Origin of the sequence: Rahnella victoriana (assembly GCF_021276285.1) — a bacterium.
GTDB lineage: Bacteria > Pseudomonadota > Gammaproteobacteria > Enterobacterales > Enterobacteriaceae > Rahnella > Rahnella victoriana.
In genome coordinates this window covers 67170-89648 of record NZ_CP089919.1, presented here as the reverse complement: position 1 = coordinate 89648, position 22479 = coordinate 67170, and the positions used below count along the sequence as shown (strand labels likewise).

20 protein-coding genes are annotated in these 22479 nt (G+C 53.4%); 8 read left to right on the top strand and 12 right to left on the bottom strand.

What is annotated here, in order from left to right; genetic code table 11:
- The gene (mfd, locus tag J9880_RS00495; protein WP_131692562.1) at nt 1-3444 is read right to left on the bottom strand and encodes a transcription-repair coupling factor; all 3444 of its coding nucleotides are present in this window, start codon (nt 3442-3444) and stop codon (nt 1-3) included.
- 238 nt (nt 3445-3682) lie between these two features.
- On the opposite strand from mfd, the gene lolC reads away from it, so the two are divergent.
- The 6 genes from lolC (at nt 3683) to J9880_RS00465 (ending at nt 9932) form a co-directional block, all read left to right on the top strand.
- Nucleotides 3683-4885, top strand: coding sequence for a lipoprotein-releasing ABC transporter permease subunit LolC (lolC, locus tag J9880_RS00490; protein ID WP_232769946.1), 1203 nt, complete (start codon nt 3683-3685; stop codon nt 4883-4885).
- Nucleotides 4878-5582: a lipoprotein-releasing ABC transporter ATP-binding protein LolD gene (gene lolD / locus J9880_RS00485; RefSeq protein WP_095921360.1), complete on the top strand. Its 705-nt coding sequence runs from the start codon at nt 4878-4880 to the stop codon at nt 5580-5582. The genes lolC and lolD overlap by 8 nt, the downstream gene beginning before the upstream one ends.
- Nucleotides 5582-6832, top strand: a complete 1251-nt coding sequence (gene lolE, locus J9880_RS00480) for a lipoprotein-releasing ABC transporter permease subunit LolE (protein ID WP_037037364.1) — start codon at nt 5582-5584, stop codon at nt 6830-6832. The genes lolD and lolE overlap by 1 nt, the downstream gene beginning before the upstream one ends.
- A gap of 50 nt (nt 6833-6882) precedes the next feature.
- Nucleotides 6883-7713, top strand: a complete 831-nt coding sequence (cobB, locus tag J9880_RS00475) for a Sir2 family NAD+-dependent deacetylase (RefSeq protein ID WP_119826453.1) — start codon at nt 6883-6885, stop codon at nt 7711-7713.
- Nucleotides 7714-7867: 154 nt separating this feature from the next.
- The gene (gene pepT, locus J9880_RS00470; RefSeq protein WP_131692559.1) at nt 7868-9097 is read left to right on the top strand and encodes a peptidase T; all 1230 of its coding nucleotides are present in this window, start codon (nt 7868-7870) and stop codon (nt 9095-9097) included.
- A 208-nt stretch (nt 9098-9305) separates the two neighbouring features.
- A complete protein-coding gene (locus J9880_RS00465) occupies nt 9306-9932 on the top strand; it encodes a hypothetical protein (protein ID WP_133822633.1) in 627 nt (208 codons plus the stop codon).
- A gap of 267 nt (nt 9933-10199) precedes the next feature.
- Here the strand turns inward: J9880_RS00465 and J9880_RS00460 are convergent, their stop codons facing one another.
- The 8 genes from J9880_RS00460 to rluE all read right to left on the bottom strand — a co-directional run bounded on the left by J9880_RS00460 (nt 10200) and on the right by rluE (nt 18478).
- Entirely contained in the window at nt 10200-11321 is a 1122-nt protein-coding gene (locus J9880_RS00460; RefSeq protein WP_131692558.1) for a ribosomal protein uL16 3-hydroxylase, read from the bottom strand.
- Between the two features lie 160 nt (nt 11322-11481).
- Nucleotides 11482-12939: a two-component system sensor histidine kinase PhoQ gene (gene phoQ / locus J9880_RS00455; RefSeq protein WP_131692557.1), complete on the bottom strand. Its 1458-nt coding sequence runs from the start codon at nt 12937-12939 to the stop codon at nt 11482-11484.
- A 26-nt stretch (nt 12940-12965) separates the two neighbouring features.
- Nucleotides 12966-13640 (bottom strand): two-component system response regulator PhoP, encoded by a 675-nt coding sequence (gene phoP, locus J9880_RS00450; protein WP_095921366.1) that lies wholly within the window; start codon nt 13638-13640, stop codon nt 12966-12968.
- Nucleotides 13641-13846: 206 nt separating this feature from the next.
- Complete coding sequence (gene purB, locus J9880_RS00445; RefSeq protein ID WP_095921367.1) at nt 13847-15217, bottom strand: adenylosuccinate lyase; 1371 nt, start codon at nt 15215-15217, stop codon at nt 13847-13849.
- Between the two features lie 23 nt (nt 15218-15240).
- Nucleotides 15241-15867 (bottom strand): high frequency lysogenization protein HflD, encoded by a 627-nt coding sequence (gene hflD, locus J9880_RS00440; protein ID WP_095921368.1) that lies wholly within the window; start codon nt 15865-15867, stop codon nt 15241-15243.
- A gap of 190 nt (nt 15868-16057) precedes the next feature.
- Entirely contained in the window at nt 16058-17167 is a 1110-nt protein-coding gene (gene mnmA, locus J9880_RS00435) for a tRNA 2-thiouridine(34) synthase MnmA (protein WP_232769945.1), read from the bottom strand.
- Nucleotides 17168-17412: 245 nt separating this feature from the next.
- Nucleotides 17413-17859 (bottom strand): NUDIX hydrolase, encoded by a 447-nt coding sequence (locus tag J9880_RS00430; RefSeq protein ID WP_095921369.1) that lies wholly within the window; start codon nt 17857-17859, stop codon nt 17413-17415.
- The gene (gene rluE, locus J9880_RS00425) at nt 17852-18478 is read right to left on the bottom strand and encodes a 23S rRNA pseudouridine(2457) synthase RluE (protein WP_095921370.1); all 627 of its coding nucleotides are present in this window, start codon (nt 18476-18478) and stop codon (nt 17852-17854) included. The genes J9880_RS00430 and rluE overlap by 8 nt, the downstream gene beginning before the upstream one ends.
- Nucleotides 18479-18610: 132 nt before the next feature.
- On the opposite strand from rluE, the gene icd reads away from it, so the two are divergent.
- Nucleotides 18611-19864, top strand: coding sequence for an NADP-dependent isocitrate dehydrogenase (icd, locus tag J9880_RS00420; protein WP_095921371.1), 1254 nt, complete (start codon nt 18611-18613; stop codon nt 19862-19864).
- A gap of 59 nt (nt 19865-19923) precedes the next feature.
- On the opposite strand, the gene J9880_RS00415 is transcribed toward icd, so the two are convergent.
- Entirely contained in the window at nt 19924-20250 is a 327-nt protein-coding gene (locus tag J9880_RS00415; protein WP_095921372.1) for a DUF2623 family protein, read from the bottom strand.
- Nucleotides 20251-20263: 13 nt separating this feature from the next.
- On the bottom strand, nt 20264-20536 hold the full coding sequence (locus J9880_RS00410) for a hypothetical protein (RefSeq protein WP_131694519.1): 273 nt from the start codon (nt 20534-20536) through the stop codon (nt 20264-20266).
- Between the two features lie 84 nt (nt 20537-20620).
- On the opposite strand from J9880_RS00410, the gene J9880_RS00405 reads away from it, so the two are divergent.
- Nucleotides 20621-22129: a sensor domain-containing diguanylate cyclase gene (locus J9880_RS00405; RefSeq protein WP_162928693.1), complete on the top strand. Its 1509-nt coding sequence runs from the start codon at nt 20621-20623 to the stop codon at nt 22127-22129.
- Nucleotides 22130-22173: 44 nt separating this feature from the next.
- Here the strand turns inward: J9880_RS00405 and J9880_RS00400 are convergent, their stop codons facing one another.
- Nucleotides 22174-22380, bottom strand: coding sequence for a hypothetical protein (locus J9880_RS00400; protein WP_408637212.1), 207 nt, complete (start codon nt 22378-22380; stop codon nt 22174-22176).
- Between the last annotated feature and the right edge of the window lie 99 nt (nt 22381-22479).

Here is a 22479-nt window from a genome sequence, read left to right as displayed (position 1 = left end):
TCAGATCAGATGCTCAGTAAACTCACTCAGCATATCGCCGACGAATTTCAGGCGCTTCGGGCGGTCAGTCAGATCCAGCATAAACTTCAGTTTAGCCGGGCCATCGAGACGGTAGACCTGCGGCTGTTTTTGCAACAGACCAATCAGGAAGCCCGGATCGACGCGATTCTTATCGCCAAACTCAATGAATCCGCCGCGCTCGTTACCTTCAATGCGTTTGATGCCCAGATCTTTAGCTTTCAGGCGCAGCACGGCAATCTGCAACAGATTACGCGCACCGTCCGGCAGGGTGCCGAAACGGTCAATCAGCTCGACGCGCAGTTCATCCAGTTCGCCTTCGGTTTTCGCACTGGCGATACGCTTATACAACGACAAGCGCGTATTCACGTCAGGAATGAAATCTTCCGGCAACAGGGCAGGCATGCGCATTTCGACTTCCGTCTGGCTGGTGGTTAAGTCTTCCAGCGACGGTTCGCGGCCTTCCTTCAGGGCTTCGACGGCGTTTTCCAGCAGTTCCATATACAGCGAGAAACCGATGCTGGTCATCTGGCCGCTCTGGCCTTCACCGAGCAGTTCACCCGCGCCACGGATTTCCAGATCGTGCGTCGCCAGCGCAAAACCGGCACCCAGATCTTCCAGTGAGGCGATGGCTTCCAGACGCTTGTGGGCATCGGCAGACATGGCCTTCGGCGGCGGTGTCAGCAGATAGGCATACGCCTGATGGTGCGAACGCCCGACGCGGCCACGCAACTGATGCAACTGCGCCAGACCAAAGTGATCGGCCCGCTCGATAATGATGGTATTCGCCGTCGGGATATCGATACCGGTTTCGATGATGGTGGTACACACCAGCACGTTGAAACGCTGATGGTGGAAATCGTTCATCACCCGCTCGAGGTCGCGTTCACGCATCTGGCCGTGACCGATAGCGATGCGCGCTTCCGGTACCAGTTCCGCCAGCCGCTGCGAGGCTTTCTCGATATTCTCGACATCGTTATAAAGATAATAAACCTGCCCGCCGCGCAGAATTTCACGCAGGATCGCCTCGCGCACCACCAGGCTGTCGTACTCGCGCACAAAGGTTTTGACCGCCATACGGCGCGCGGGCGGGGTGGCGATAATCGACAGGTCGCGCATGCCGCTCATCGCCATGTTCAGCGTACGCGGGATCGGCGTCGCGGTCAGGGTCAGAATGTCGACATCGGCGCGCATTGCCTTAATACGTTCTTTGTGACGTACGCCGAAACGGTGCTCTTCATCGACAATCAGCAAGCCGAGATCTTTCCATCGCAGGTCGCTTTGCAGCAGTTTGTGCGTACCGATAATAATATCGACTTTGCCTTCCACCGCGTCTTCCAGCACGGCGTTTTGCTCTTTGGCACTGCGGAAACGCGACATCATTTCGATGCGCACCGGCCAGCTGGCGAAGCGGTCACGGAAGTTATCAAAGTGCTGTTGCGCCAGTAAGGTGGTCGGGACCAGCACGGCAACCTGCTTGTTGTTGGACACGGCGAGGAAAGCCGCGCGCATCGCCACTTCGGTTTTCCCGAAACCGACGTCGCCACACACCAGACGGTCCATCGCCAGCGGTTGCGTCATGTCGGTCAGCACGGCATTAATGGCCTGTGACTGATCCGGTGTGGTTTCAAACGGGAAAGCCTGACAGAACAGCTGATACTGTTCTTTATCGTGTTTGAAGGCGAAACCGCTTTTGGCTTCGCGCTGGGCGTAAATATCCAGCAGTTCGGCGGCCACATCACGGACTTTCTCGGCGGCTTTCTGCCGCGCTTTCGACCAGGCTTCACCGCCGAGTTTATGCAGCGGCGCGCTTTCGTCTGCGCCACCGGCATAGCGGCTGATCAGATGCAGCGACGAGACCGGCACGTACAGTTTGTCTTCACCGGCGTAAGTCAGGATCAGGTATTCGGCGGTGATGCCGCCGGTTTCCAGCGTGGTCAGCCCGAGATAACGGCCGACGCCGTGTTCGACATGCACCACCGGCTGGCCGGGACGCAGTTCCGCCAGATTGCGGATCAGCGTATCGGTATTAATCGAGCGGCGGCTGTCCTGACGGCGGCGCGCCACGCGCTCACCCAGCAGATCGCTTTCGCAGATCAGCGCCAGTTGTTTATCCGCATCGAGAAAACCGCGTTCGCACGCGCCAATCATGATGTAACGACCGGCGGTGTCGGCTTCTTCAATGCGGGTAATCAGCGTCGGCATCAGCTTGATGCGGGCCAGCAAATCCTGAAGTGTTTCGCGTCGGCCTTCACTTTCTACCGAGAACACCAGACTGCCTGTAAAAGCTTCATTGAAGCGGCGCAGGTTATCCATCGGCGTTTTGTTCTGCGGCTGAACGGAGAGGTCCGGCAGCTTTTCGTAGCTCAGATTGGTGTTCGCGGCTTTCTTCGGCAGCGAATCGGTGCGCAGTTGCACGCGCGGCCAGGCTTTCAGCTCGCTGTACAGTGAATCGACCCGCAGCCACAGGTTTTCCGGCTCAAGCAGCGGACGCATCGGATCGACGCGGCGGCTTTCATAACGCTGGCAGGCATCCTGCCAGAAACGCTCGGCGGCGGCTTCCAGATCGCCGGTGTTCAGCACCAGCGTATTCTCCGGCAGATAACTGAACAGCGTGGTCAGCGGCTGACTGAAAAACAGCGGTTGCCAGTATTCGATACCGGCCGGGAAGGTGCCTTTGCTGACCTGCTGATAAACGTGTTCGGCGTCGCGGCGCACTTCAAACTTTTCGCGCCACTGGCTGCGAAACAGCTCAATGGCATTTTTGTCGGTCGGGAATTCATGGGCGGGCAGCAGATTGATGTGATCCACTTCGGTCAGCGTGCGCTGGGTATCCACATCAAAAATGCGCAGGCTGTCGATTTCATCATCAAAGAAATCAATGCGGTAAGGTTCTTCGCTGCCCATCGGGTACAAATCGAGCAGGGCGCCACGGGTGGCAAACTCACCGTGCTCCATCACCTGATCGACGCTGCGGTAACCGGCCTGTTCCAGCTGTGCACGCAGTTTATCGCGCGACAGTTGCTGGCCTTTTTTCATTACCAGCGCGTGGCCGTGCAGGAACTCATGCGGGCAGACGCGCTGCATCAGCGTATTCACCGGCAGAATGATAATGCCGCGTTCCATCGTAGGAAGCTGATACAAACTGGACAGACGGGATGAAATGATTTCCTGATGCGGCGAAAAACTGTCGTACGGCAGCGTTTCCCAGTCCGAAATACTCAGGACTTTGTTGTCAGTAAACTGTTGAATTTCATCGCGCAGGCGCAGGGCATTTTGCATATCAGGCGCAACCAGCAGAACCGGACCGGTATGGCGTTCACTGATTTGAGCACATTCCAGCGCGCAGGCGGAGCCGGTGAGCTGGCCTAACAGGCGGGTGTCACCCGGACGTTCAGGCAACGAATAACGATAATCTTGAGACATAGGCTGTTTTGAGTTCTCGTTTTGGCGGCTGTCGGAGGCCAATTAGCAGACCGTATCTTGCTTTGCAGGGGTAATCGGGGTCAACCCGTTGTCTGTATAAAAGGGTCAGCGGCGTCACAAAGTTAAACCGATTACTTTGGGTTAATGGTTCCATAAAGCGGTGCTAGCCTTTATTATCCTTGATCACTTTAGTCTGCGCCACGCACTTATTTGCGGCCAAGCACTTAAAACGGATGTTATGTATCAACCTGTCGCGTTATTTATCGGTCTGCGCTACATGCGCGGACGTGCTTCGGACCGCTTCGGGCGGTTTGTTTCCTGGTTATCCACCATTGGTATCACTCTCGGGGTGATGGCGCTGGTCACCGTGTTATCCGTGATGAACGGGTTTGAGAAAGATCTGGAAGGTAACATTCTCGGTCTGATGCCTCAGGCGTTAATCACCACACCGGGCGGATCGCTTGATCCACAGAAAATCACGCATGATCAGGTGTCTGCGCTGAAAAGTGTCAACCGCGCGGTGCCGCTGACCACCGGCGATGTCGTGCTGCAAAGCCCCGGCAGCGTCGCGGTGGGCGTGATGCTCGGGGTTGATCCAGAACAGAAAGATCCGCTGGCGAAATACTTAATTGGGGTTGCCCAGCAGGAACTTCAACCCGGTAAATACAACATCATTCTGGGCGATCAGCTGGCGCAGCAGTTAAAAGTGCGCCGTGGTGATCAGTTGCGTCTGATGGTCACCAGCGTCAGCCAGTTCACGCCGGTCGGGCGCGTCCCGAGTCAGCGCCTGTTTAACGTGATCGGCACCTTCTCCGCCAACAGCGAAGTGGATGGTTACCAGATGCTGGTGAACATTCAGGACGCCTCACGCCTGATGCTGTATCCGAAAGGTAACGTGACCGGCTGGCGCCTGTTCCTCGACAAACCGCTGGACGTCGACAGCCTGAGTGCGCAAAAACTGCCGGACGGTACCAGCTGGAAAGACTGGCGCGAGCGTCGCGGTGAGCTGTTCCAGGCTGTGCGCATGGAGAAAAACATGATGGGGCTGTTGCTGAGCCTGATCGTCGCCGTTGCCGCGTTTAACATCATTACGTCACTGGGATTACTGGTGATGGAGAAACAAGCTGAAGTCGCGATCCTGCAAACGCAGGGCCTGAGCCGCCGCCAGATTATGGCGCTGTTTATGGTGCAGGGCGCCAGTGCCGGTGTGATTGGCGCATTGCTCGGTGCCGTGCTCGGCGTGGTGCTGGCCACTCAGCTGAATACCATTATGCCGGCTATCGGGCTGATGCTCGATGGCGCGTCGCTGCCGGTCGATATCGAATCGGTTCAGGTCGTTGTCATTGCGCTGGTCGCGATGGCCATTGCCTTATTATCTACGCTTTATCCTTCCTGGCGCGCTGCTGCCACCCATCCCGCAGAGGCTTTACGTTATGAGTAATTCTTTATTATTGCAGTGTGAAAACCTCTGTAAGACTTATCAGGAAGGCAAAATGCACACCGACGTGCTGCGTGACGTGAGCTTCGCCATGCAGCCGGGTGAGATGATGGCGATTGTCGGCACTTCCGGTTCCGGCAAAAGTACTTTGCTGCATCTGCTGGGCGGACTGGATTCCCCGACATCCGGCGAAGTGATTTTCAAAGGCCAGTCGCTGAATGCCATGTCGTCTTCGGCGAAATCAGAATTGCGTAACCGCGAACTGGGCTTTATCTATCAGTTCCACCATTTGCTGCCGGATTTCACCGCGCTGGAAAACGTCGCCATGCCACTGCTGATCGGCAAAAAGAAATCGGCGGAAGTGCAGGAGCGGGCGATGGCGATGCTTGAAGCCGTCGGTTTACAGCACCGCAGCAATCACCGTCCATCCGAGCTTTCCGGCGGCGAACGTCAGCGTGTGGCGATTGCCCGTGCGCTGGTGAATAACCCTTCGCTGGTGCTGGCCGATGAACCGACCGGTAACCTCGATCAGCGCAATGCCGACAGTATTTTCGAACTGCTTGGTGAACTGAATGTGCGTCAGGGAACGGCGTTTCTTGTGGTGACGCACGATCTGCATCTGGCGAACCGTCTGACGCGTCAGCTGGAAATGCGTGACGGCAAACTGCAGCAGGAATCGATGTTGCTGGGAGCGAAGTAATGTCAGGCATTCCGTTTTCATTATTGATTGGTCTGCGGTTCAGCCGTGGCCGTCGTCGCAGCGGTATGGTGTCGCTGATTTCGGTGATTTCAACGTTAGGCATCGCGCTGGGCGTGGCGGTGCTGATCGTCGGCCTGAGCGCCATGAACGGGTTCGAGCGTGAACTGAAAGAGCGCGTACTGGCGGTGGTGCCGCACGGCGAAATCCGTCCGGTGAACCAGCCGTTTAACAACTGGCAGGGTGTGCTGGATCGGGTGGAAAAAGTGCCGGGCATTGTCGCGGCAGCGCCTTACATCCAGTTCAATGGCCTGATCGAGCACGGTGCCAAACTGCGTGCCATTCAGCTGAAAGGCGTGGATCCGCAGAGCGAACCGCGTGTCAGTGCCGCACCGAAATTTGTGCAGAACAACGCATGGCAGAATTTCAAAGCCGGTCAGCAGCAGCTGATCCTCGGCAAAGGCGTGGCCGATGCCGTAGGCGTGAAGCAGGGCGACTGGGTGACGGTGATGATCCCCAACAGCGATCCGGAAATGAAGCTGTTGCAACCGAAACGTATCCGTTTGCAGGTTGCCGGGATTTTGCAGCTCAGCGGTCAGCTTGATCACAGCCTTGGCATGGTGCCGCTGGCCGATGCCCAGCAATATCAGGACATGGGCAGCAGCGTGACCGGCATTGATATCAAAGTGAACGATGTCTTCGCCGCACAAAAACTGGTGCACGACGCCGGTGAAGTGACGCAGGCTTACGTTTATATCAGCAGCTGGATCGGGACTTACGGATATATGTACCGTGATATCCAGATGGTCCGCGCTATCATGTATATGGCGATGGTGCTGGTGATCGGCGTGGCCTGTTTCAACATCGTCTCGACGCTGGTGATGGCGGTAAAAGATAAAAGCAGTGATATTGCGATTTTGCGCACACTGGGCGCAAAAGACGGGCTTATCCGCGCGGTCTTCATCTGGTACGGTTTACTGGCGGGGCTGGTCGGCAGCGTGGCCGGTGTGGTGATCGGCGTGATTGCCGCTTTCCAGCTGACAAATATCGTCAACGCCTTGCAAAAACTCACCGGACATCAGTTCCTGTCCGGCGATATTTATTTTATCGACTTCCTGCCCTCTGAAGTGCACTGGCTGGATGTCGCGGGTGTGCTGGTCACCGCCCTGGTGCTGAGTTTGCTGGCAAGCTGGTATCCGGCACGCCGTGCAAGCCGTATCGATCCTGCCCGTGTGCTCAGTGGCGGCCAGTGATCCTTTTTTAAGAACCGTATTATTCAGACACAGAGAGTAAGGAGCACGTTATGCGCACACGTCATCGTCTGTGTCGGTTTCGCAAAAATAAACGCATTCGCCATCAGCGGTTCCGGTCGAATATTTTCCACCGTGATTCGATGGCGGCTGCGTCGCTGAAGAAACCGTTTGTTGTGGTGCTGACCGGCGCAGGGATTTCCGCCGAGTCAGGCATCCGTACTTTCCGCGCTGCCGATGGCCTGTGGGAAGAACATCATGTTGAGGATGTGGCGACGCCGGAAGGCTACCGCCGTGATCCTGAACTGGTGCAGCGTTTTTATAACGAACGCCGCCGCCAGTTGCAGGCTGAAGATCTTAAACCTAACGCCGCGCATTATGCGCTGGCTACGCTGGAAGAGGCGCTCGGCGACAACTTCCTGCTGGTCACGCAGAATATCGATAATCTGCACGAGCGGGCAGGCAGCTCCCGTGTGATCCATATGCACGGCGAATTGCTGAAAGTGCGCTGTACACAATCGGGTCAGGTGCTGGACTGGCCGGGCGACCTGAGTGTGGATGACCGCTGTCACTGCTGCCAGTTCCCGGCACCGCTGCGTCCGCACATTGTCTGGTTTGGTGAAATGCCGTTTGGCATGGATGAGATTTACGATGCGCTGGCAAAAGCCGATTTCTTTGTCGCCATCGGCACGTCCGGGCATGTCTATCCGGCGGCCGGTTTTGTTCACGAGGCGCGTATCGGCGGTGCCTGTGCCGTGGAACTGAATCTTGAGCCAAGCCAGGTAGAAAGCGAATTTGATATGAAGCACTACGGACTGGCGAGCCAGGTGGTGCCGGAATTCGTGCATAAATTCCTGACGAAGAAAGATGAAGCCTGGTCGTAGACCGGGCTTTTTTTCCTGTTCATCCGCTGTAAAGCCAAAAAGTTGCGCCTGCCCCATAACGTTATCCCGTTAAACTTGGTGAAAAATGACCTGACGCAATATTCACGGTTTTCATGCTGCGCATAATAAAACCCAGCCGCCAGAGGATACCCAAATGAATAAGTTGCTTGATCGTTTTCTTCATTATGTTTCTTTCGATACCCAATCTAAGCCCAATGTTAAACATACGCCCAGTACCGACGGGCAACTCAAGCTGGCGCAGGCACTGCGTAATGAACTGACTGAACTGGGTTTTTCACAGGTAACGCTCAGTGACAAAGGCTGTGTGATGGCGACCTTGCCGGGGAATGTCGCCTGGCAGGTGCCGGTGATCGGTTTTATTTCCCATCTGGATACCGCGCCTGATTTCACGGCGAAACATGTCAATCCGCAGATTGTGGAAAATTATCGCGGCGGTGATATCGCGCTGGGGAATGGCGACGAGATCTTATCTCCGGTGATGTTCCCGGTGTTACATCAGCTCCTCGGCCATACCATCATCACCACAGACGGCAAAACCTTGCTGGGGTCAGACGATAAATCCGGCATTGCCGAAATCATTACCGCGATGGTGCGCCTGAAAGACAGCAATATTCCGCACGGTCCGGTGCGTATCGCGTTCACGCCAGATGAAGAAATCGGTAAGGGTGCGCAGAGTTTTGATGTACCGGCCTTTGGCGCGGAATGGGCTTATACCGTGGATGGCGGCGGGGTGGGGGAACTGGAGTTTGAGAACTTTAACGCGGCCTCTGCGACGATCAAAATTGTCGGTAACAACGTGCATCCGGGCAGTGCCAAAGGGGTGATGGTCAATGCCCTGTCGCTGGCGACCCGTTTCCACAACGAATTGCCGGTGGAAGAAACACCAGAGCATACTGAGGGTTACGAAGGTTTCTATCACCTGACGACCATCAAGGGCAACGTTGAACGTGCGGAAATGCATTACATCATCCGCGACTTCGATAAAGCGCAGTTTGAAGCCCGCAAACAAAAGATCATTGATATCGCCCATGTGGTCGGCAAAGGGCTGCATCGTGACTGCTACATCGAAGTGACGCTCGACGACCACTATTACAACATGCGCGATAAAGTGGCCAAACATCCGCATATTATCGCGCTGGCGCAGCAGGCGATGAAAGACTGTGACATTGAGCCGATCATGAAGCCTATCCGTGGCGGTACGGACGGCGCACAGCTTTCCTTCCGGGGTTTACCTTGTCCGAACATTTTTACCGGCGGTTATAACTTCCACGGCAAACATGAATTCGTCACGCTCGAAGGGATGGAAAAAGCGGTGTCAGTGATTATGCGTATTGCTGAGCTGACAGCAAATAAAGCGAAATAACGGATTGTCGCGGCTTTATATCATTAGAATCCCGATGATATAAAGCCTTTTTTATTCTTTATTATCAATGTATTATCTCTGATGTTATTATTAATTTAATAATCAATAATAACTTATAATATATCGAGGCTTTATATCCATATTTTGTATTTTTCCTCATTTATTCCCTCATGTAAAATACCTCTTTTATTTCTACGGATTATAGTTAATGGAATTAAAAGATGTTTTATCGTTGCGTAATGTGGTCAGATCCCGCATCCCGAATGAGAACAGAGGAACTCACTATAATGCCTGGGTTTTAATCTGGTATCCTGACGGAGGGAATGTAGGGCATGCGTCAATGTTTATTGGCGATATTCAGGAGACCAGTCCTTATGTCAGCTGGTGGCCACAAACCGAAGATAAAAAAATCATGTTTGGTAAATATCCTTCAAGAATTAGTTGTCAGGGAAATACAAGTACAACAACGTATCGCTCTGACGCCCATACAGAAGGTAATGCTCCCGATGTGATTTACGGGTTAATAAACCTGGATGAAAGTGCGATGAAAATAGCCTGGCATGACATTTGTCATAAAGCAGGGGGATCATCATTTCGTACCGTTGGGAAGAATTGCGCTGATATTGTCAGTCGTGTCATCAACGCGGGGCTTGTCGGTTCACCGTTTCGCGCTAAAGCCTTTGGTTGTATGCACGGTGGTTTTTTACCCTGCACCCCTAAACGTGTTGGGATAGCCTGTAATTATCTCAGAGATAAAGATGTCGCACTGAAAATAAGTTTACATGCCAAATCACTGAACCTTAATCCCGTTAAACGCCTGCTAAAACTTCGGTAAATTTGCCGGGTGATAAAACCCGGCAATAAAGATGTTTCCTGTCTGGTTTGTTTTTTTGACAGTGGTGAAAAAATGCAGGTCTGTTAAATAATAGAATGCGGGGAGATAAGTGTCGCGTGATGATAAAATTGGAAAAACCTGAATGACTCATGCTGTTACTTTATTATTTCTGGCCAGAATATTAGTCAATAAAATAGAAGGGTTATTAATAAATACAGGGCGCCGAAGCACCCTGTATGAAATAAGAAAAGTAAATATCGCTTACTCTCAGTCGTTAAAGTACCAGTAACCGCTGTTGACCAGCGCAGAGATCAACGCGAGGAAGGATGGGTCATCCAGCGCATCGCCCAGCATTTCTTTGGTCACCGTTTTGTGACGGGCAATGGCGTCCACCGCAGCGATGTGTTCCGTGGTCATGGCTTCGCCGTTGACGTAGCAGGTATCCCCGACGCGCAGCACGCGCAGGCCACCCAGCCGCTCCAGCGTTTCACCGGAATCCAGCAACTCATAAATTTCACCGGCCTGATAAGGCGGCTCCGGCGGCGCCAGATCCAGTTCGTGGCGGGACTGGGAAATAAACTCACCGAACCAGCTGTTGAAGTGCGTCGGGTTACCAATCAGATCCAGCATCATGGAACGCAGTTTATTCAGTTCCGCAGGCTGGACTTCAGCCGGATGCTCACGTTCAACCAGTTCCGGATCGCTGTAACGATGGCTGCCCAGTTCGCGGGAAAGCACGTAATCGGCAAAACCGCTGACCATTTCACGGGCGTTTGGTGCACGGAAACCGACAGAATAGTTGAGGGAGTTTTCCAGCGAATAACCGTCATGCGGGAAACCCGGCGGAATGTAGACGATATCGCCGGGTTCCAGCTCTTCGTCAATAATGGCGTCGAACGGCTCGACCTGGAGCAAATCAGGGTGCGGGCAATGCTGTTTCATGGCGACTTTCTCGCCCACACGCCAGCGGCGACGGCCTGTGCCCTGAATGATAAAGACATCGTACTGATCAAGGTGCGGGCCTACGCCACCGCCGGGCACCGAGAAGGAAATCATTAAATCGTCCATGCGCCAGTCAGGGATGTGGCGGAACGGCGTCATCAGATGGGAAGAGGGTTCGTGCCAGTGATCGACGGCCTGAACCAGCACCGACCAGCCGTTTTCTCCCAGATGATCGTAACTTTCAAACGGCCCGTGGCTGACATTCCATTTACCGTCGTGATTGCTCACCATACGGCTGTCCACCTCATTTTCCATCGCCAGTCCTGCCAGTTCGTCAGGCGAGATAGGATCCACAAAATTTTTAAAGCCGCGTTTTAGCACGACAGGACGTTTTTGCCAGTAACGCTGCAGGAAATCATTCCAGTCTAGGTCGAGTTGGTAATCCATAGTATTTCCCTTGCATTAAAAGGAGGGTGGATAAAGAAGAGGACTGTCTGTAAATGATTATAACGGAAGGTGTTGCGGCTGAGTTGGGCAATTGCCAGCAAATTTCGCACGATGGTTAAGATTGCGCCGAAATATGCTGGCAAAATGGGCAGATAAAACGCTACTCCAGATCGATACCCTGTTGCAGGCCAAAACAGACGCGCATGCTGGCACCGCCGAGCGGGCTGTCGCCGATGATAATTTTGCCGTCATACTGTTCGATGATGTCGTTAGCCAGCGAAAGCCCGAGTCCTTGCCCCGGACGCAACGTATCGGCACGTTGTCCGCGCTGGAAAATCACTTCACGTTTGCTTTCCGGAATGCCCGGACCGTCGTCTTCAATCAAAATCACCAGCTGATTTTCAGTGTGTACGGCGCTGATTTCGACGAACTCCAGACAATATTTGCAGGCGTTATCGATGACGTTACCCATCACTTCCATAAAGTCATTTTTCTCACCGACAAAGGTGATTTCCGGCGAAATATCCACGGTGATCACCACGCCTTTGCGCTGGTACACCTTGTTCAGCGCCGAGCACAATCCGTCCAGAATTGCCGGTACGGAATGCACTTCACGGATCAACAAGTTTTGTTCAGAACGTAGCGTCGCACGATGCAGGTAATAACCAATCTGCTGCGAGATGCGGCTGATTTGCTCGAGCATCACCGGTTCCGCTTCTTCTATCGTGGTCTGTTTGCCATTGCGCAGGGCGCGCAGGGTGGACTGTAATACCGCCAGCGGCGTTTTCAGGCTGTGCGTCAGATCCGCCAGTGTGGTGCGATAACGATCGTAACGGCCACGCTCGCCATGCAGCAAGATATTCAGGTTACGCACCAGTCCGCGCAGTTCGCGGGGCGGGTTTTCATCCAGCGATTCACGTTCGTGCGTTTCCAGTTCGGCGACCTGATGGATAAGCTCTTTGATAGGCCGCAGGCTCCAGTATGCCGCAAGCCAGAGTAAGGGGACGACCAGCAGCAGGTTTGCCAGCAGCACATAGCTGAACCATTCCCAGACCAGATCCGAACGCTGCAATTCCTGCGGAATGGTATCGACCACCACAATGTTCAGCGCGGGCAGGCGCGAGGTGGCATTGTAGGTATTCACCGCAATGGAGTGGGTCATCGCATTGGCGTCGGTGTCGTCGTAATCCTTCAGCTTATCCTGCGCTTTCGGGTTATTGCCCAGCACTTCGCTGCTGATTTGCGTGTCGGTGTCCAGCTCGTAGAAGCCCGGTTTATTCATCCACGCTTTATCGATATGCGCTTCCAGCTCGGGAATGCGGCGCTCAGCCCACAGCAGTTTTCCGTTGGCGTCGTAAATAAACACCAGCGTTGGCGTATTGAGGTCGAGATCAGGGGGAACGTTGATGCTCAGCTTGTTGTCGCGCCACTGGGCCAGGCTGAAAAAGAGGTTACTTTCGCCACGCAGCAGGCGGTAGGCCGTTTTGTCGAAACTCACCATATAGCCGACCACCGCCACCAGCCCGTAGGCCAGCGACAGGGCAAGCACCACCGCAGCGGTCGCCATCATAAAGCGGACGCGAAGGGAGAACGGTTTCCGGGTACGACGTCCTTTCATGAAGCGTCCTTTGAACATGCCGGTGATTACGGACGAATGTCGAAGCGGTAACCCTGACCGCGTACGGTCGTGATCACGTCAACCGGATGTTCTGCCTGTAATTTTTTACGCAGGCGGCCCATCAGTACATCGACGGTATGGCTTTCACGCAGCTCGGCATCAGGATAAAGCTGAAGCATCAGTGAGTCTTTGCTGACCACTTTACCGGCATTGCGGATCAGCGTTTCGATAATGGTGTATTCGAACGCGGTCAGTTTGATTGGCTGCTCATTAACCGTCAGTTCACGGCGTGACAGATCAATCTGGAAGGGTTGCAGCGTGATCACCTGGGAGGCAAGGCCGCTGTTACGGCGCATCAGCGCCTGCATACGCGCCAGCACTTCTTCCAGATGGAAAGGTTTGGTGACGTAATCGTCAGCACCGGCTTCCAGCACCGCGACCTTATCCTGCCAGCTTTCACGGGCGGTGAGCACCAGGATCGGCAAATTGGTCTGATGGCTGCGCCAGCGGCGGATCAGACTCAGGCCGTCTTCACCCGGCAAACCGAGATCGACAATGGCGATATCCGGCGCGTGTTCATGCAAAAAATAGTCTGCTTCTTTCGCGTCTTCTGCTGCATCGACCTGATGGCCCATTTCCCGCAGTTGAACCGAAAGGTGATGACGGAGCAGAGCGTTATCTTCAATAACTAAAATTCGCATGGTGATTCCTTATCCTGACAGCGCGGAAAATGGTTTAAATATTCTGAGGCAATGGTAAATGATTCAGAAACATTTTAATCAACCTGAGGTCAACGCGGGCGCGTCAAACCTCAACAGAACCTAAACGAATTATAAACGGCTTCCGTCAGAGACGGCATAAAAAAGGCGACCCTGAGGCCGCCACCTGAATATAACAGGGTAAAAACTTACTTCAGCTCGTCAACCATGGTGGTGGCGCGGCCAATGTAGTTACCTGGTGTCATGGCTTTCAGACGTACTTTTTCGTCTTCCGGTAATTCCAGAGAATCGATAAAGGCCTGCATCCCGGCCGCATCAACACGTTTGCCGCGGGTCAGTTCTTTCAGCTTCTCATAAGGCTTTTCGATGCCGTAACGACGCATCACGGTCTGGATTGGCTCCGCCAGCACTTCCCAGTTGTGATCCAGTTCATTCGCCAGATTGGCTTCGTTCACTTCCAGCTTGCTGACGCCTTTCATGGTGGCCTGATACGCAATCAGCGCGTAACCCAGACCCACGCCGAGGTTACGCAGCACGGTGGAATCCGTCAGGTCGCGCTGCCAGCGGGAAACCGGCAGTTTGCTGGCCAGATGCTGCAATACCGCATTGGACAGGCCGAGATTACCTTCGGAGTTTTCGAAGTCGATCGGGTTCACTTTGTGCGGCATGGTAGACGAACCGATTTCGCCCGCGATGGTGCGCTGCTTGAAGTGGTTCAGGGCAATGTAACCCCAGATGTCGCGGTCGAAGTCGATCAGGATGGTGTTGAAACGCGCCACGCAGTCAAACAGTTCGGCGATGTAATCATGCGGCTCGATCTGGGTGGTGTACGGGTTCCAGGTAATGCCCAACGACGTGACAAACTCTTCGCTGAACTGGTGCCAGTTCACTTCCGGATACGCCACGATGTGCGCGTTGTAGTTGCCCACGGCGCCGTTGATTTTGCCGAGAATGTCGACGTTCTGCAGTTGCTTAAACTGGCGATCCATACGGTAAGCGACGTTAGCCAGTTCTTTACCGATCGTGGATGGCGTTGCAGGCTGGCCGTGGGTACGGGACAGCAGCGGAATGTCGCGGTATTTGTGCGCCAGATCTTTCACGGCATCAATAATCTGCTTCCAGTACGGCAGCACAACGTCCTGACGTGCGGTTTGCAGCATCAGCGCGTGGGACAGGTTATTGATATCTTCAGAGGTACAGGCAAAGTGAATGAATTCAGACACCGCGTGCAGGGCAGGGATGGCGGCCACTTTTTCTTTCAGGAAGTACTCAACCGCTTTGACGTCATGGTTGGTGGTTTTTTCAATATCTTTAATGCGCTGTGCGTCATTAACATCAAAATTCGCCACGATCTGGTCGAGGAAAGCGTTTGCGTCGGCATCAAAAGCAGGAACTTCCTTGATTTCTGCACAGGCTGCCAGTTTTTGCAGCCAACGTACTTCAACCTGCACACGGAATTTCAGCAGGCCAAATTCGCTGAAAATAGTACGCAGCGCGCTGACTTTATCACCGTAGCGTCCATCAACGGGGGAAACGGCGGTCAGTGAGGATAATTCCATCGGTAGCAACTCCTGGGATCTTATTAACAATGAGCGAGAATATTTTTCGCCTGTTCAAACAAGCGATTACGGGAAAACATCAGTTGCAGACGGCCACCGCCGACCTGGTGCCACAGTACCGCAGAACGGATACCGGCCAGCAGAATGGCGCGAACCTTCGCCTGCACCTGAGCATTTTGCAAAATAGTCGGCGAACCGGTGACCTGAATGCGCGGACCCGCCGGGCTGACCACATCGACATAAATCGAGGCCAGGGAACTGATCATCGTTTCTGATTCCAGTTCGAAATGTGCCAGCTGACGATCAAGCTGATCGATGCGTTCACCGAGCTGATTCATGGCGGCTTTATTGGCGTACAGTTTGCGCTCCAGCACCATCAGGCTTAATGCGTAACGCGTTAACTCAGCGCCCGGCCCCTGACGGTTGGCGTTCAGGACGCCCAGCAGCGTCTCCAGTCCCATCTTCAGATTAGCTTCATTATTACCGTACACCGCCAGCGTGGAGGCCGGATTCATTTCCAGCAAACTGCGCAGTGATACTGACATTTCTTCCTGCGAGCATTGGCCTTCGTGTGCCAGTTGCTGAACCAGGCGCGCTGCCTGACAGATCCCCGCCAAAGCCAGCGTAATGTCATAATAATTTTTAGCCACGTTTACTCCTGTAAGCGTTTTGAAACGATGAGACGCGGTGACAAAGAAACAGCCCAAATTCATGGCGACAGATCATGCCATAAAACGGCTCCTAAACACAGTTCGGAATCAGTGCAGAGTGTCATCGCCGGACAGAAATAAAGCGGGACGCCCGAAAGCGTCCCGTATTCAACCACATATTTGAGCCGTATCAGCCTTGCAGCGGCAGGCGTTGTTCAATGATGCCCCCGCCGAGACAGATTTCGCCGAGGTAAAACACGGCGGACTGACCCGGTGTGACGGCAGCAACGGGTGCATCGAAACGCACCTCGATGCGGTCTTCACCCAGTGGCGTCACCCCGCACGGAATATCTTCCTGACGGTAACGGGTTTTCACGGTACAGGTCAGCGGCGCGGTCAGCGTCTGGCGATCGACCCAGTGCAGCTGTTGGGCAATCAGACCGACATTCATCAGGCGCGGATGCTCATGGCCCTGGGCGACGTAAAGAATGTTGTTTTCCACATCCTTCTCGACGGTGTACCACGGCTCTTCGCTGCCGTCTTTCTGGCCGCCAATGCCCAGACCTTTACGCTGGCCGAGCGTGTGGTACATCAGACCCTGATGTTCGCCCATCACCTGACCGTCAACGCTTTTGATCACGCCCGGTTGCGCCGGTAAATAACGCCCCAGGAAATCACGGAATTTGCGTTCACCGATGAAGCAGATCCCCGTGGAGTCTTTTTTCTTCGCAGTGATTAAATCCAGCTCTTCGGCGATACGGCGAACTTCCGGTTTTTCCAGCTCACCGACCGGGAACAGGCTTTGTGCGACCTGCTCATGACCGAGCGTGTAGAGGAAATAGCTCTGATCTTTGTTGCCATCAACGCCGCGCAGTAAATGGCTGACACCGTCGATATCCTGGCGGCGGACATAGTGACCGGTCGCGATATAATCCGCGCCCAGATCTTCAGCTGCAAATTCCAGGAAGGCTTTGAATTTGATTTCTTTATTGCACAGGATATCCGGGTTTGGCGTGCGTCCGGCTTTATATTCCTCAAGGAATAATTCGAACACGTTGTCCCAGTATTCCGCCGCGAAATTCACGGTGTGCAGTTCAATACCGAGCTTGTCACAAACGGCTTGTGCATCCGCAAGGTCAGTGGCGGCTGTGCAATATTCTTCGTCGTCATCCTCTTCCCAATTTTTCATGAAGAGGCCCTCAACCTGATAACCCTGCTGTTGCAGAAGGTACGCAGAGACAGAGGAATCGACACCGCCGGACATCCCGACGATCACTTTTTTCTGGCTGTTGTCAGACATAATAGTCCCGAAACACATGAATTAATTGCCCGGTACTGACGGTGTTTATTCTGATGCTTGACTCACGAGGATGAAGGCCGCGCGCATCCAAAACATCACAAAAAACCGAACACCACAGAAACCGAACAGAGAGGTACTGCTACTAAGATTTCACGCGAGGTAAATCGTGAAGCGCAAAATTTTATCACGTCAGGCCGGTTGCTGCATCGCTGATTAACTGCGTGGCAACAACCGGAGAAGGGCCGTTATTCCGGCAGATTGAAATTGTGCAGGATTTCCAGAGGATAACGCGGCGATTGCTGATAGCAGCGGATGCTTTCGGCCACCAGCGGCGAACGCAGTTGCGCAGACCCGAGAATGTCCTCAGCGGTGACCCAGCGGCACTGGTCTATATCATCGTCCTGCGGCGCGGTATCTTGCATTTCAGGCAAATCAATCACGAAGGCGAAACGCAGGAAAGGCGTGCCGTCCGGCGCCTGCCACTGATGTAAACCGAGGAATGACTGCGGCTCGGCGTGGATGCCGGTTTCTTCGTACAGCTCGCGTTTTGCGGCGCTGATTAAGGTTTCATCGGCTTCGAGATGGCCGGCAGGCTGGTTCCAGGTGACGTTGCCGTGAATGGTTTCTTCAACAACCAGAAACTTTCCCTGTGCCTGCACCACGCAGGCGACAGTGACGTGCGGTTTAAACATGTGGGATTTCCTTCCATTGGCCGGGTTGCAAGTCGCCGAGGGTGTAGTTGCCCATGCTGTAACGGATGAGGCGCAGCGTGGGTAATCCCACATGCGCGGTCATGCGTCGCACCTGACGGTTTTTTCCCTCGTATAAAGTGATTTTTAACCACGCGGTCGGGATCGTCTTGCGTTCACGAATGGGCGGATTGCGCGCCCAGAGCCATTCCGGCTCCGGCACAATCTCGGCGCCAGCGGGCAGGGTAGGCCCGTCTTTTAGCGTGACGCCTTCGCGCAACGCCTTCACCGCCGCTTCATCCGGTTCGCCCTCGACCTGAACAAAGTAAATCTTACCGGTGCGTTTACCCGGTTGGGTCAGCGCAGCCTGCAGTTTGCCATCGTTGGTCAGCACCAGTAAACCTTCGCTGTCCCGGTCAAGACGCCCTGCGGCATAAACATCTGTTAATGAAATGTAATCTTTAAGTGTCGCCCGACCCGCTTCATCAGTGAATTGTGGCAGTACATCGAACGGTTTATTGAAAAGAATCACCTTAAGCGGCCCTTTTGGGGCAGATTGTGCTCTGGCGGGCCTTTTGCTGAAACGTTTAACGTTGTGATTTTTAAAAGATAGCGGGTTCATAGGCATTGAAGTTAGAGAGAATTAGCGCATTATACTTGAAAAATGTTTCGGATTGGCTAGCGAGAAATATTCGAGTAATATCGACCGGCATCTTACAAATTTTTAACAAAAATGCGCTCGAAGGAGAGGTTAATGGAAAGCAAAGTAGTTGTTCCGGCTGAAGGTAAAAAGATTACAGTAGACGCTCAGGGTAAACTGGTCATTCCTAATAATCCTGTTATCCCATTTATCGAAGGTGATGGCATCGGTGTTGACGTGACGCCTGCCATGATCAAAGTCGTTGATGCGGCTGTTCAGAAAGCCTACAAAGGTGAGCGTAAAATCTCCTGGATGGAAATCTACACCGGCGAGAAATCCGTAGAGCTGTACGGTAAAGACGTCTGGCTGCCAGAAGAAACCCTCGATCTGATCCGTGATTACCGTGTTGCTATCAAAGGCCCACTGACGACGCCAGTTGGCGGCGGCATTCGCTCCCTGAACGTGGCACTTCGCCAGCAACTCGACCTGTACATCTGTCTGCGTCCGGTACGTTATTACACCGGCACACCAAGCCCGGTGAAACGCCCGGAAGACACCGACATGGTGATTTTCCGTGAAAACTCCGAAGACATCTATGCCGGTATCGAATGGAAAGCGGGTTCTGCTGAAGCCGATAAAGTGATCAAGTTCCTGCAAGACGAAATGGGCGTGAAGAAAATCCGTTTCCCACAAGAGTGCGGTATCGGTATCAAACCTTGCTCCGAAGAAGGCACTAAACGTCTGGTTCGCGCGGCGATTGAATACACCATCACCAATGATCGTGATTCACTGACGCTGGTTCATAAAGGCAACATCATGAAGTTCACCGAAGGTGCCTTCAAGGATTGGGGCTACCAGCTGGCGCGTGAAGAGTTCGGCGGCGAGCTGATCGACGGCGGCCCTTGGGTGAAAATCAAAAACCCAAACAACGGCAAAGACATCATCATTAAAGACGTGATTGCCGATGCATTCCTGCAACAGATCCTGCTGCGTCCTGCTGAATACGACGTGATCGCCTGTATGAACCTGAACGGTGACTACATTTCCGACGCCCTGGCGGCGCAGGTTGGCGGCATCGGTATCGCACCGGGCGCAAACATCGGTTCTGATTGCGCGCTGTTTGAAGCCACTCACGGTACTGCACCGAAATATGCCGGTCAGGACAAAGTGAACCCGGGTTCAATTATCCTGTCTGCAGAAATGATGCTGCGTCATATGGAATGGTTCGAAGCCGCAGACCTGATCGTGAAAGGCATGGAAGGCGCTATCGCCAATAAAACTGTGACTTACGATTTCGAACGTCTGATGGAAGGCGCCAAACTGCGTAAATGTAGCGAGTTTGCCGACGACATGATCGCAAATATGTAATTGCGGGATAGTTGAAAGATCAGCGGAGGCTTAATGCCTCCGTTTTTTATGTGTAAAATTCAGCTGAGGCGGTTTTGCGCGGGGGTTTCTTCAACGTTTTTCGCAATACCTTCGTAGCCCACCAGAAAAAAGGCTCTGGAGGGATGTCTGGCACTGGCGGAGAAGAACTCGGCCACCAGATCTTTATCCAGACAGTAGTTGCGTGACAACACCCCGGCTTCAAAAGCCGCGTTATTATCATCTCCGGTCAGTTGAGCTTGCTGATGTGCATAGCCCAAAACAAAGCCGCGCAAATACTCTTTGCAGTAACCTGACACCTGCGATGCAGGCCATGCGCTTTCGGCAGACAGACCCGCTTTTAGCCCTTTCCCAAAATGGTTTTGCATTCCACATTCCTCATCAATCAAGCGCTGTATAATAAATCATATAGCGATTATTCAGGCAATGACCTGCCGCAAAAGAAAGCGCTTTTTGAGGGCATAAACAGACGAAGAGGGGCAAACCCGATGGGGTGGAATTTGACTTAATGCTAAAAATATCAGGAATTTGATTTAAGGTAACGCCGCAGCAAGCACCTATTTTTACTGCGGATTCAGTCAGATAATAGTTTATTTTTTCGGCCTTATTGTGCATCCCCGGCTGCGGTGTTACATATGAGCGACTTTTTGCCACAGGAATGACTTTTTGTTGCGCTCACTCCTCTCCCACTCTCTGTTCCGTATTGATCTGCGACGCCTGATTCTGATTTTAGCTGTGATGAGTGCCTTCGTGACGTTGGCCAACAGCTTTTATGCCAGTTATCGTGTTCAGCGCCAGTTACTGATCGACAATACGCTTGAAGAGAATCGCGTGTACGCGACGAAACTGGCGGCCAGTACGGAACAGTTTCTGAAAAGTATGCAAAAGCAGCTTGCCTACAGCAGTGTGATCGCGGCGAGCCATTTCGACGATCCTGATGTTCTTCAGTCGGAAACCGCGCGGCTCAAATACCAGACGGACAGTTTTAATTCTGTCGTGCTGACCAATGCGCAAGGCAAAATTCTGGCGACGTCCCCTGACAGCCTGCAACTGGTTGGCCATATTCTGAAAACGCCCGGCGCGCTCGAAGCGCTGAAAGAACGCCGGCCGCTGATCAGCAAGCCGTATATCTCGGTCGCTCAGAATCTGGTGATCGTGATTTCCACGCCGATTTTCACCACAGACGGCAAATATTTAGGCTATATCGCCGGTACTATCTATCTGCGTCAGAAAAGCATTCTCAATGAATTACTGGGTGAACATTATTACCGCGACGGCTCGTATATTGCGGTGCTGGATAACGAGCGCCGTATCCTCTATCACCCGGATGCGTTTCGTATCGGCGAAGTTGTGAAGCCGCGTCCGGTGACGGAAGTGGTCAAACAGCACACCAATGGCAGCCTGATGGTCACCAATCTGGCAGGGGAGGCGATGCTGGCCGGTTATGCCGTGGTGCCGTCCTCCGGCTGGGAAATAATCACCCAGCGACCTACCGGGGCGACGCTGAAACCGCTGGAAGGGCTGATGGTCAAGGTGCTGAAACACCTGACTCCGCTGGCGCTGCTGACGTTACTCTGCGTCTGGCTGTTCTCGCGAATGATTGCGCATCCGCTCTGGCTGCTGGCGCGAAGTGCCAATGAAATGGATAAGCCGGATATCTCCACCAATATCCGCGAAATCCCGTCGTGGTATTTTGAATCGACCCAGCTTAAACGCGCCCTGCTGATCGGCATTAATCTGCTGCAAAAGAAAATCGGCAAGCTCAAGTTTGAAACGCAAACGGATCCGATGACCGGTCTGTTTAACCGACGCGGACTGGCGATGACGCTGGAATCTGTGGTTCAGCTGCGGCAGCAATTTTCTGTTATCGCGCTGGATATCGATCACTTTAAGTCGATCAATGATTCGTACGGACATGATATCGGTGATGAAGTGATTAAATCGCTGGCAGAACAAATCCGCCATAATGCCCGTGAAAGTGACATTCTCTGCCGTGTCGGCGGGGAAGAGTTTCTGGTCTTACTGCCGGGGACGGCATCAGGAGAAGCACAAGCGATTGCCGAACGGTTGCGACTGAATGTGGAAACATTGGTGTTGCCAGGGATCCGCCCGATCACGATTTCATTAGGTGTGGCGCACTGGGATCTGCAACAGGGTGAACCTGAAACCGCGCTGAAAAAAGCCGATGAAGCGCTGTACAAAGCCAAGCAGGATGGCCGCAACCGCGTCGTGGCCGCGCAGCAATAATGAGTCACTCAGTCCATCAGGGCATCTTACTGCCCTGATGGCGGTTATTTGGCGGCGGCCTGCTGTTTTTTGGCCTGCGCTGCCAGATGATGTCCGATAGCACATCCGGCGACAGCGCCGAGTACCGCATGATGTTTCAGATGACCGACCACCCCTCCTGCGACCGCGCCTTTAAGACAGCCTTCCGCCTGCGCAAATGCGCTTATGAACAGCATGCTGAACAGGGCGGTACCCAACATCGTTTTTTTCAACTTCACTCTCCTAAAATGAACATGTCGTGCTGTGGCTGAAAATGTCATAACCCGCCACGCTTTGTCATTTTGCGATCTGTAAGCAGGTACTGCGGTTGT

Bases quoted from the DNA above. Each gene is read 5' to 3' on its own strand.
- mfd (WP_131692562.1), bottom strand. From the start codon at position 3,444: ATGTCTCAAGATTATCGTTATTCGTTGCCTGAACGTCCGGGTGACACC.
- lolC (WP_232769946.1), top strand. From the start codon at position 3,683: ATGTATCAACCTGTCGCGTTATTTATCGGTCTGCGCTACATGCGCGGA.
- lolD (WP_095921360.1), top strand. From the start codon at position 4,878: ATGAGTAATTCTTTATTATTGCAGTGTGAAAACCTCTGTAAGACTTAT.
- lolE (WP_037037364.1), top strand. From the start codon at position 5,582: ATGTCAGGCATTCCGTTTTCATTATTGATTGGTCTGCGGTTCAGCCGT.
- cobB (WP_119826453.1), top strand. From the start codon at position 6,883: ATGCGCACACGTCATCGTCTGTGTCGGTTTCGCAAAAATAAACGCATT.
- pepT (WP_131692559.1), top strand. From the start codon at position 7,868: ATGAATAAGTTGCTTGATCGTTTTCTTCATTATGTTTCTTTCGATACC.
- J9880_RS00465 (WP_133822633.1), top strand. From the start codon at position 9,306: ATGGAATTAAAAGATGTTTTATCGTTGCGTAATGTGGTCAGATCCCGC.
- J9880_RS00460 (WP_131692558.1), bottom strand. From the start codon at position 11,321: ATGGATTACCAACTCGACCTAGACTGGAATGATTTCCTGCAGCGTTAC.
- phoQ (WP_131692557.1), bottom strand. From the start codon at position 12,939: ATGAAAGGACGTCGTACCCGGAAACCGTTCTCCCTTCGCGTCCGCTTT.
- phoP (WP_095921366.1), bottom strand. From the start codon at position 13,640: ATGCGAATTTTAGTTATTGAAGATAACGCTCTGCTCCGTCATCACCTT.
- purB (WP_095921367.1), bottom strand. From the start codon at position 15,217: ATGGAATTATCCTCACTGACCGCCGTTTCCCCCGTTGATGGACGCTAC.
- mnmA (WP_232769945.1), bottom strand. From the start codon at position 17,167: ATGTCTGACAACAGCCAGAAAAAAGTGATCGTCGGGATGTCCGGCGGT.
- J9880_RS00430 (WP_095921369.1), bottom strand. From the start codon at position 17,859: ATGTTTAAACCGCACGTCACTGTCGCCTGCGTGGTGCAGGCACAGGGA.
- rluE (WP_095921370.1), bottom strand. From the start codon at position 18,478: ATGAACCCGCTATCTTTTAAAAATCACAACGTTAAACGTTTCAGCAAA.
- icd (WP_095921371.1), top strand. From the start codon at position 18,611: ATGGAAAGCAAAGTAGTTGTTCCGGCTGAAGGTAAAAAGATTACAGTA.
- J9880_RS00415 (WP_095921372.1), bottom strand. From the start codon at position 20,250: ATGCAAAACCATTTTGGGAAAGGGCTAAAAGCGGGTCTGTCTGCCGAA.
- J9880_RS00405 (WP_162928693.1), top strand. From the start codon at position 20,621: ATGAGTGCCTTCGTGACGTTGGCCAACAGCTTTTATGCCAGTTATCGT.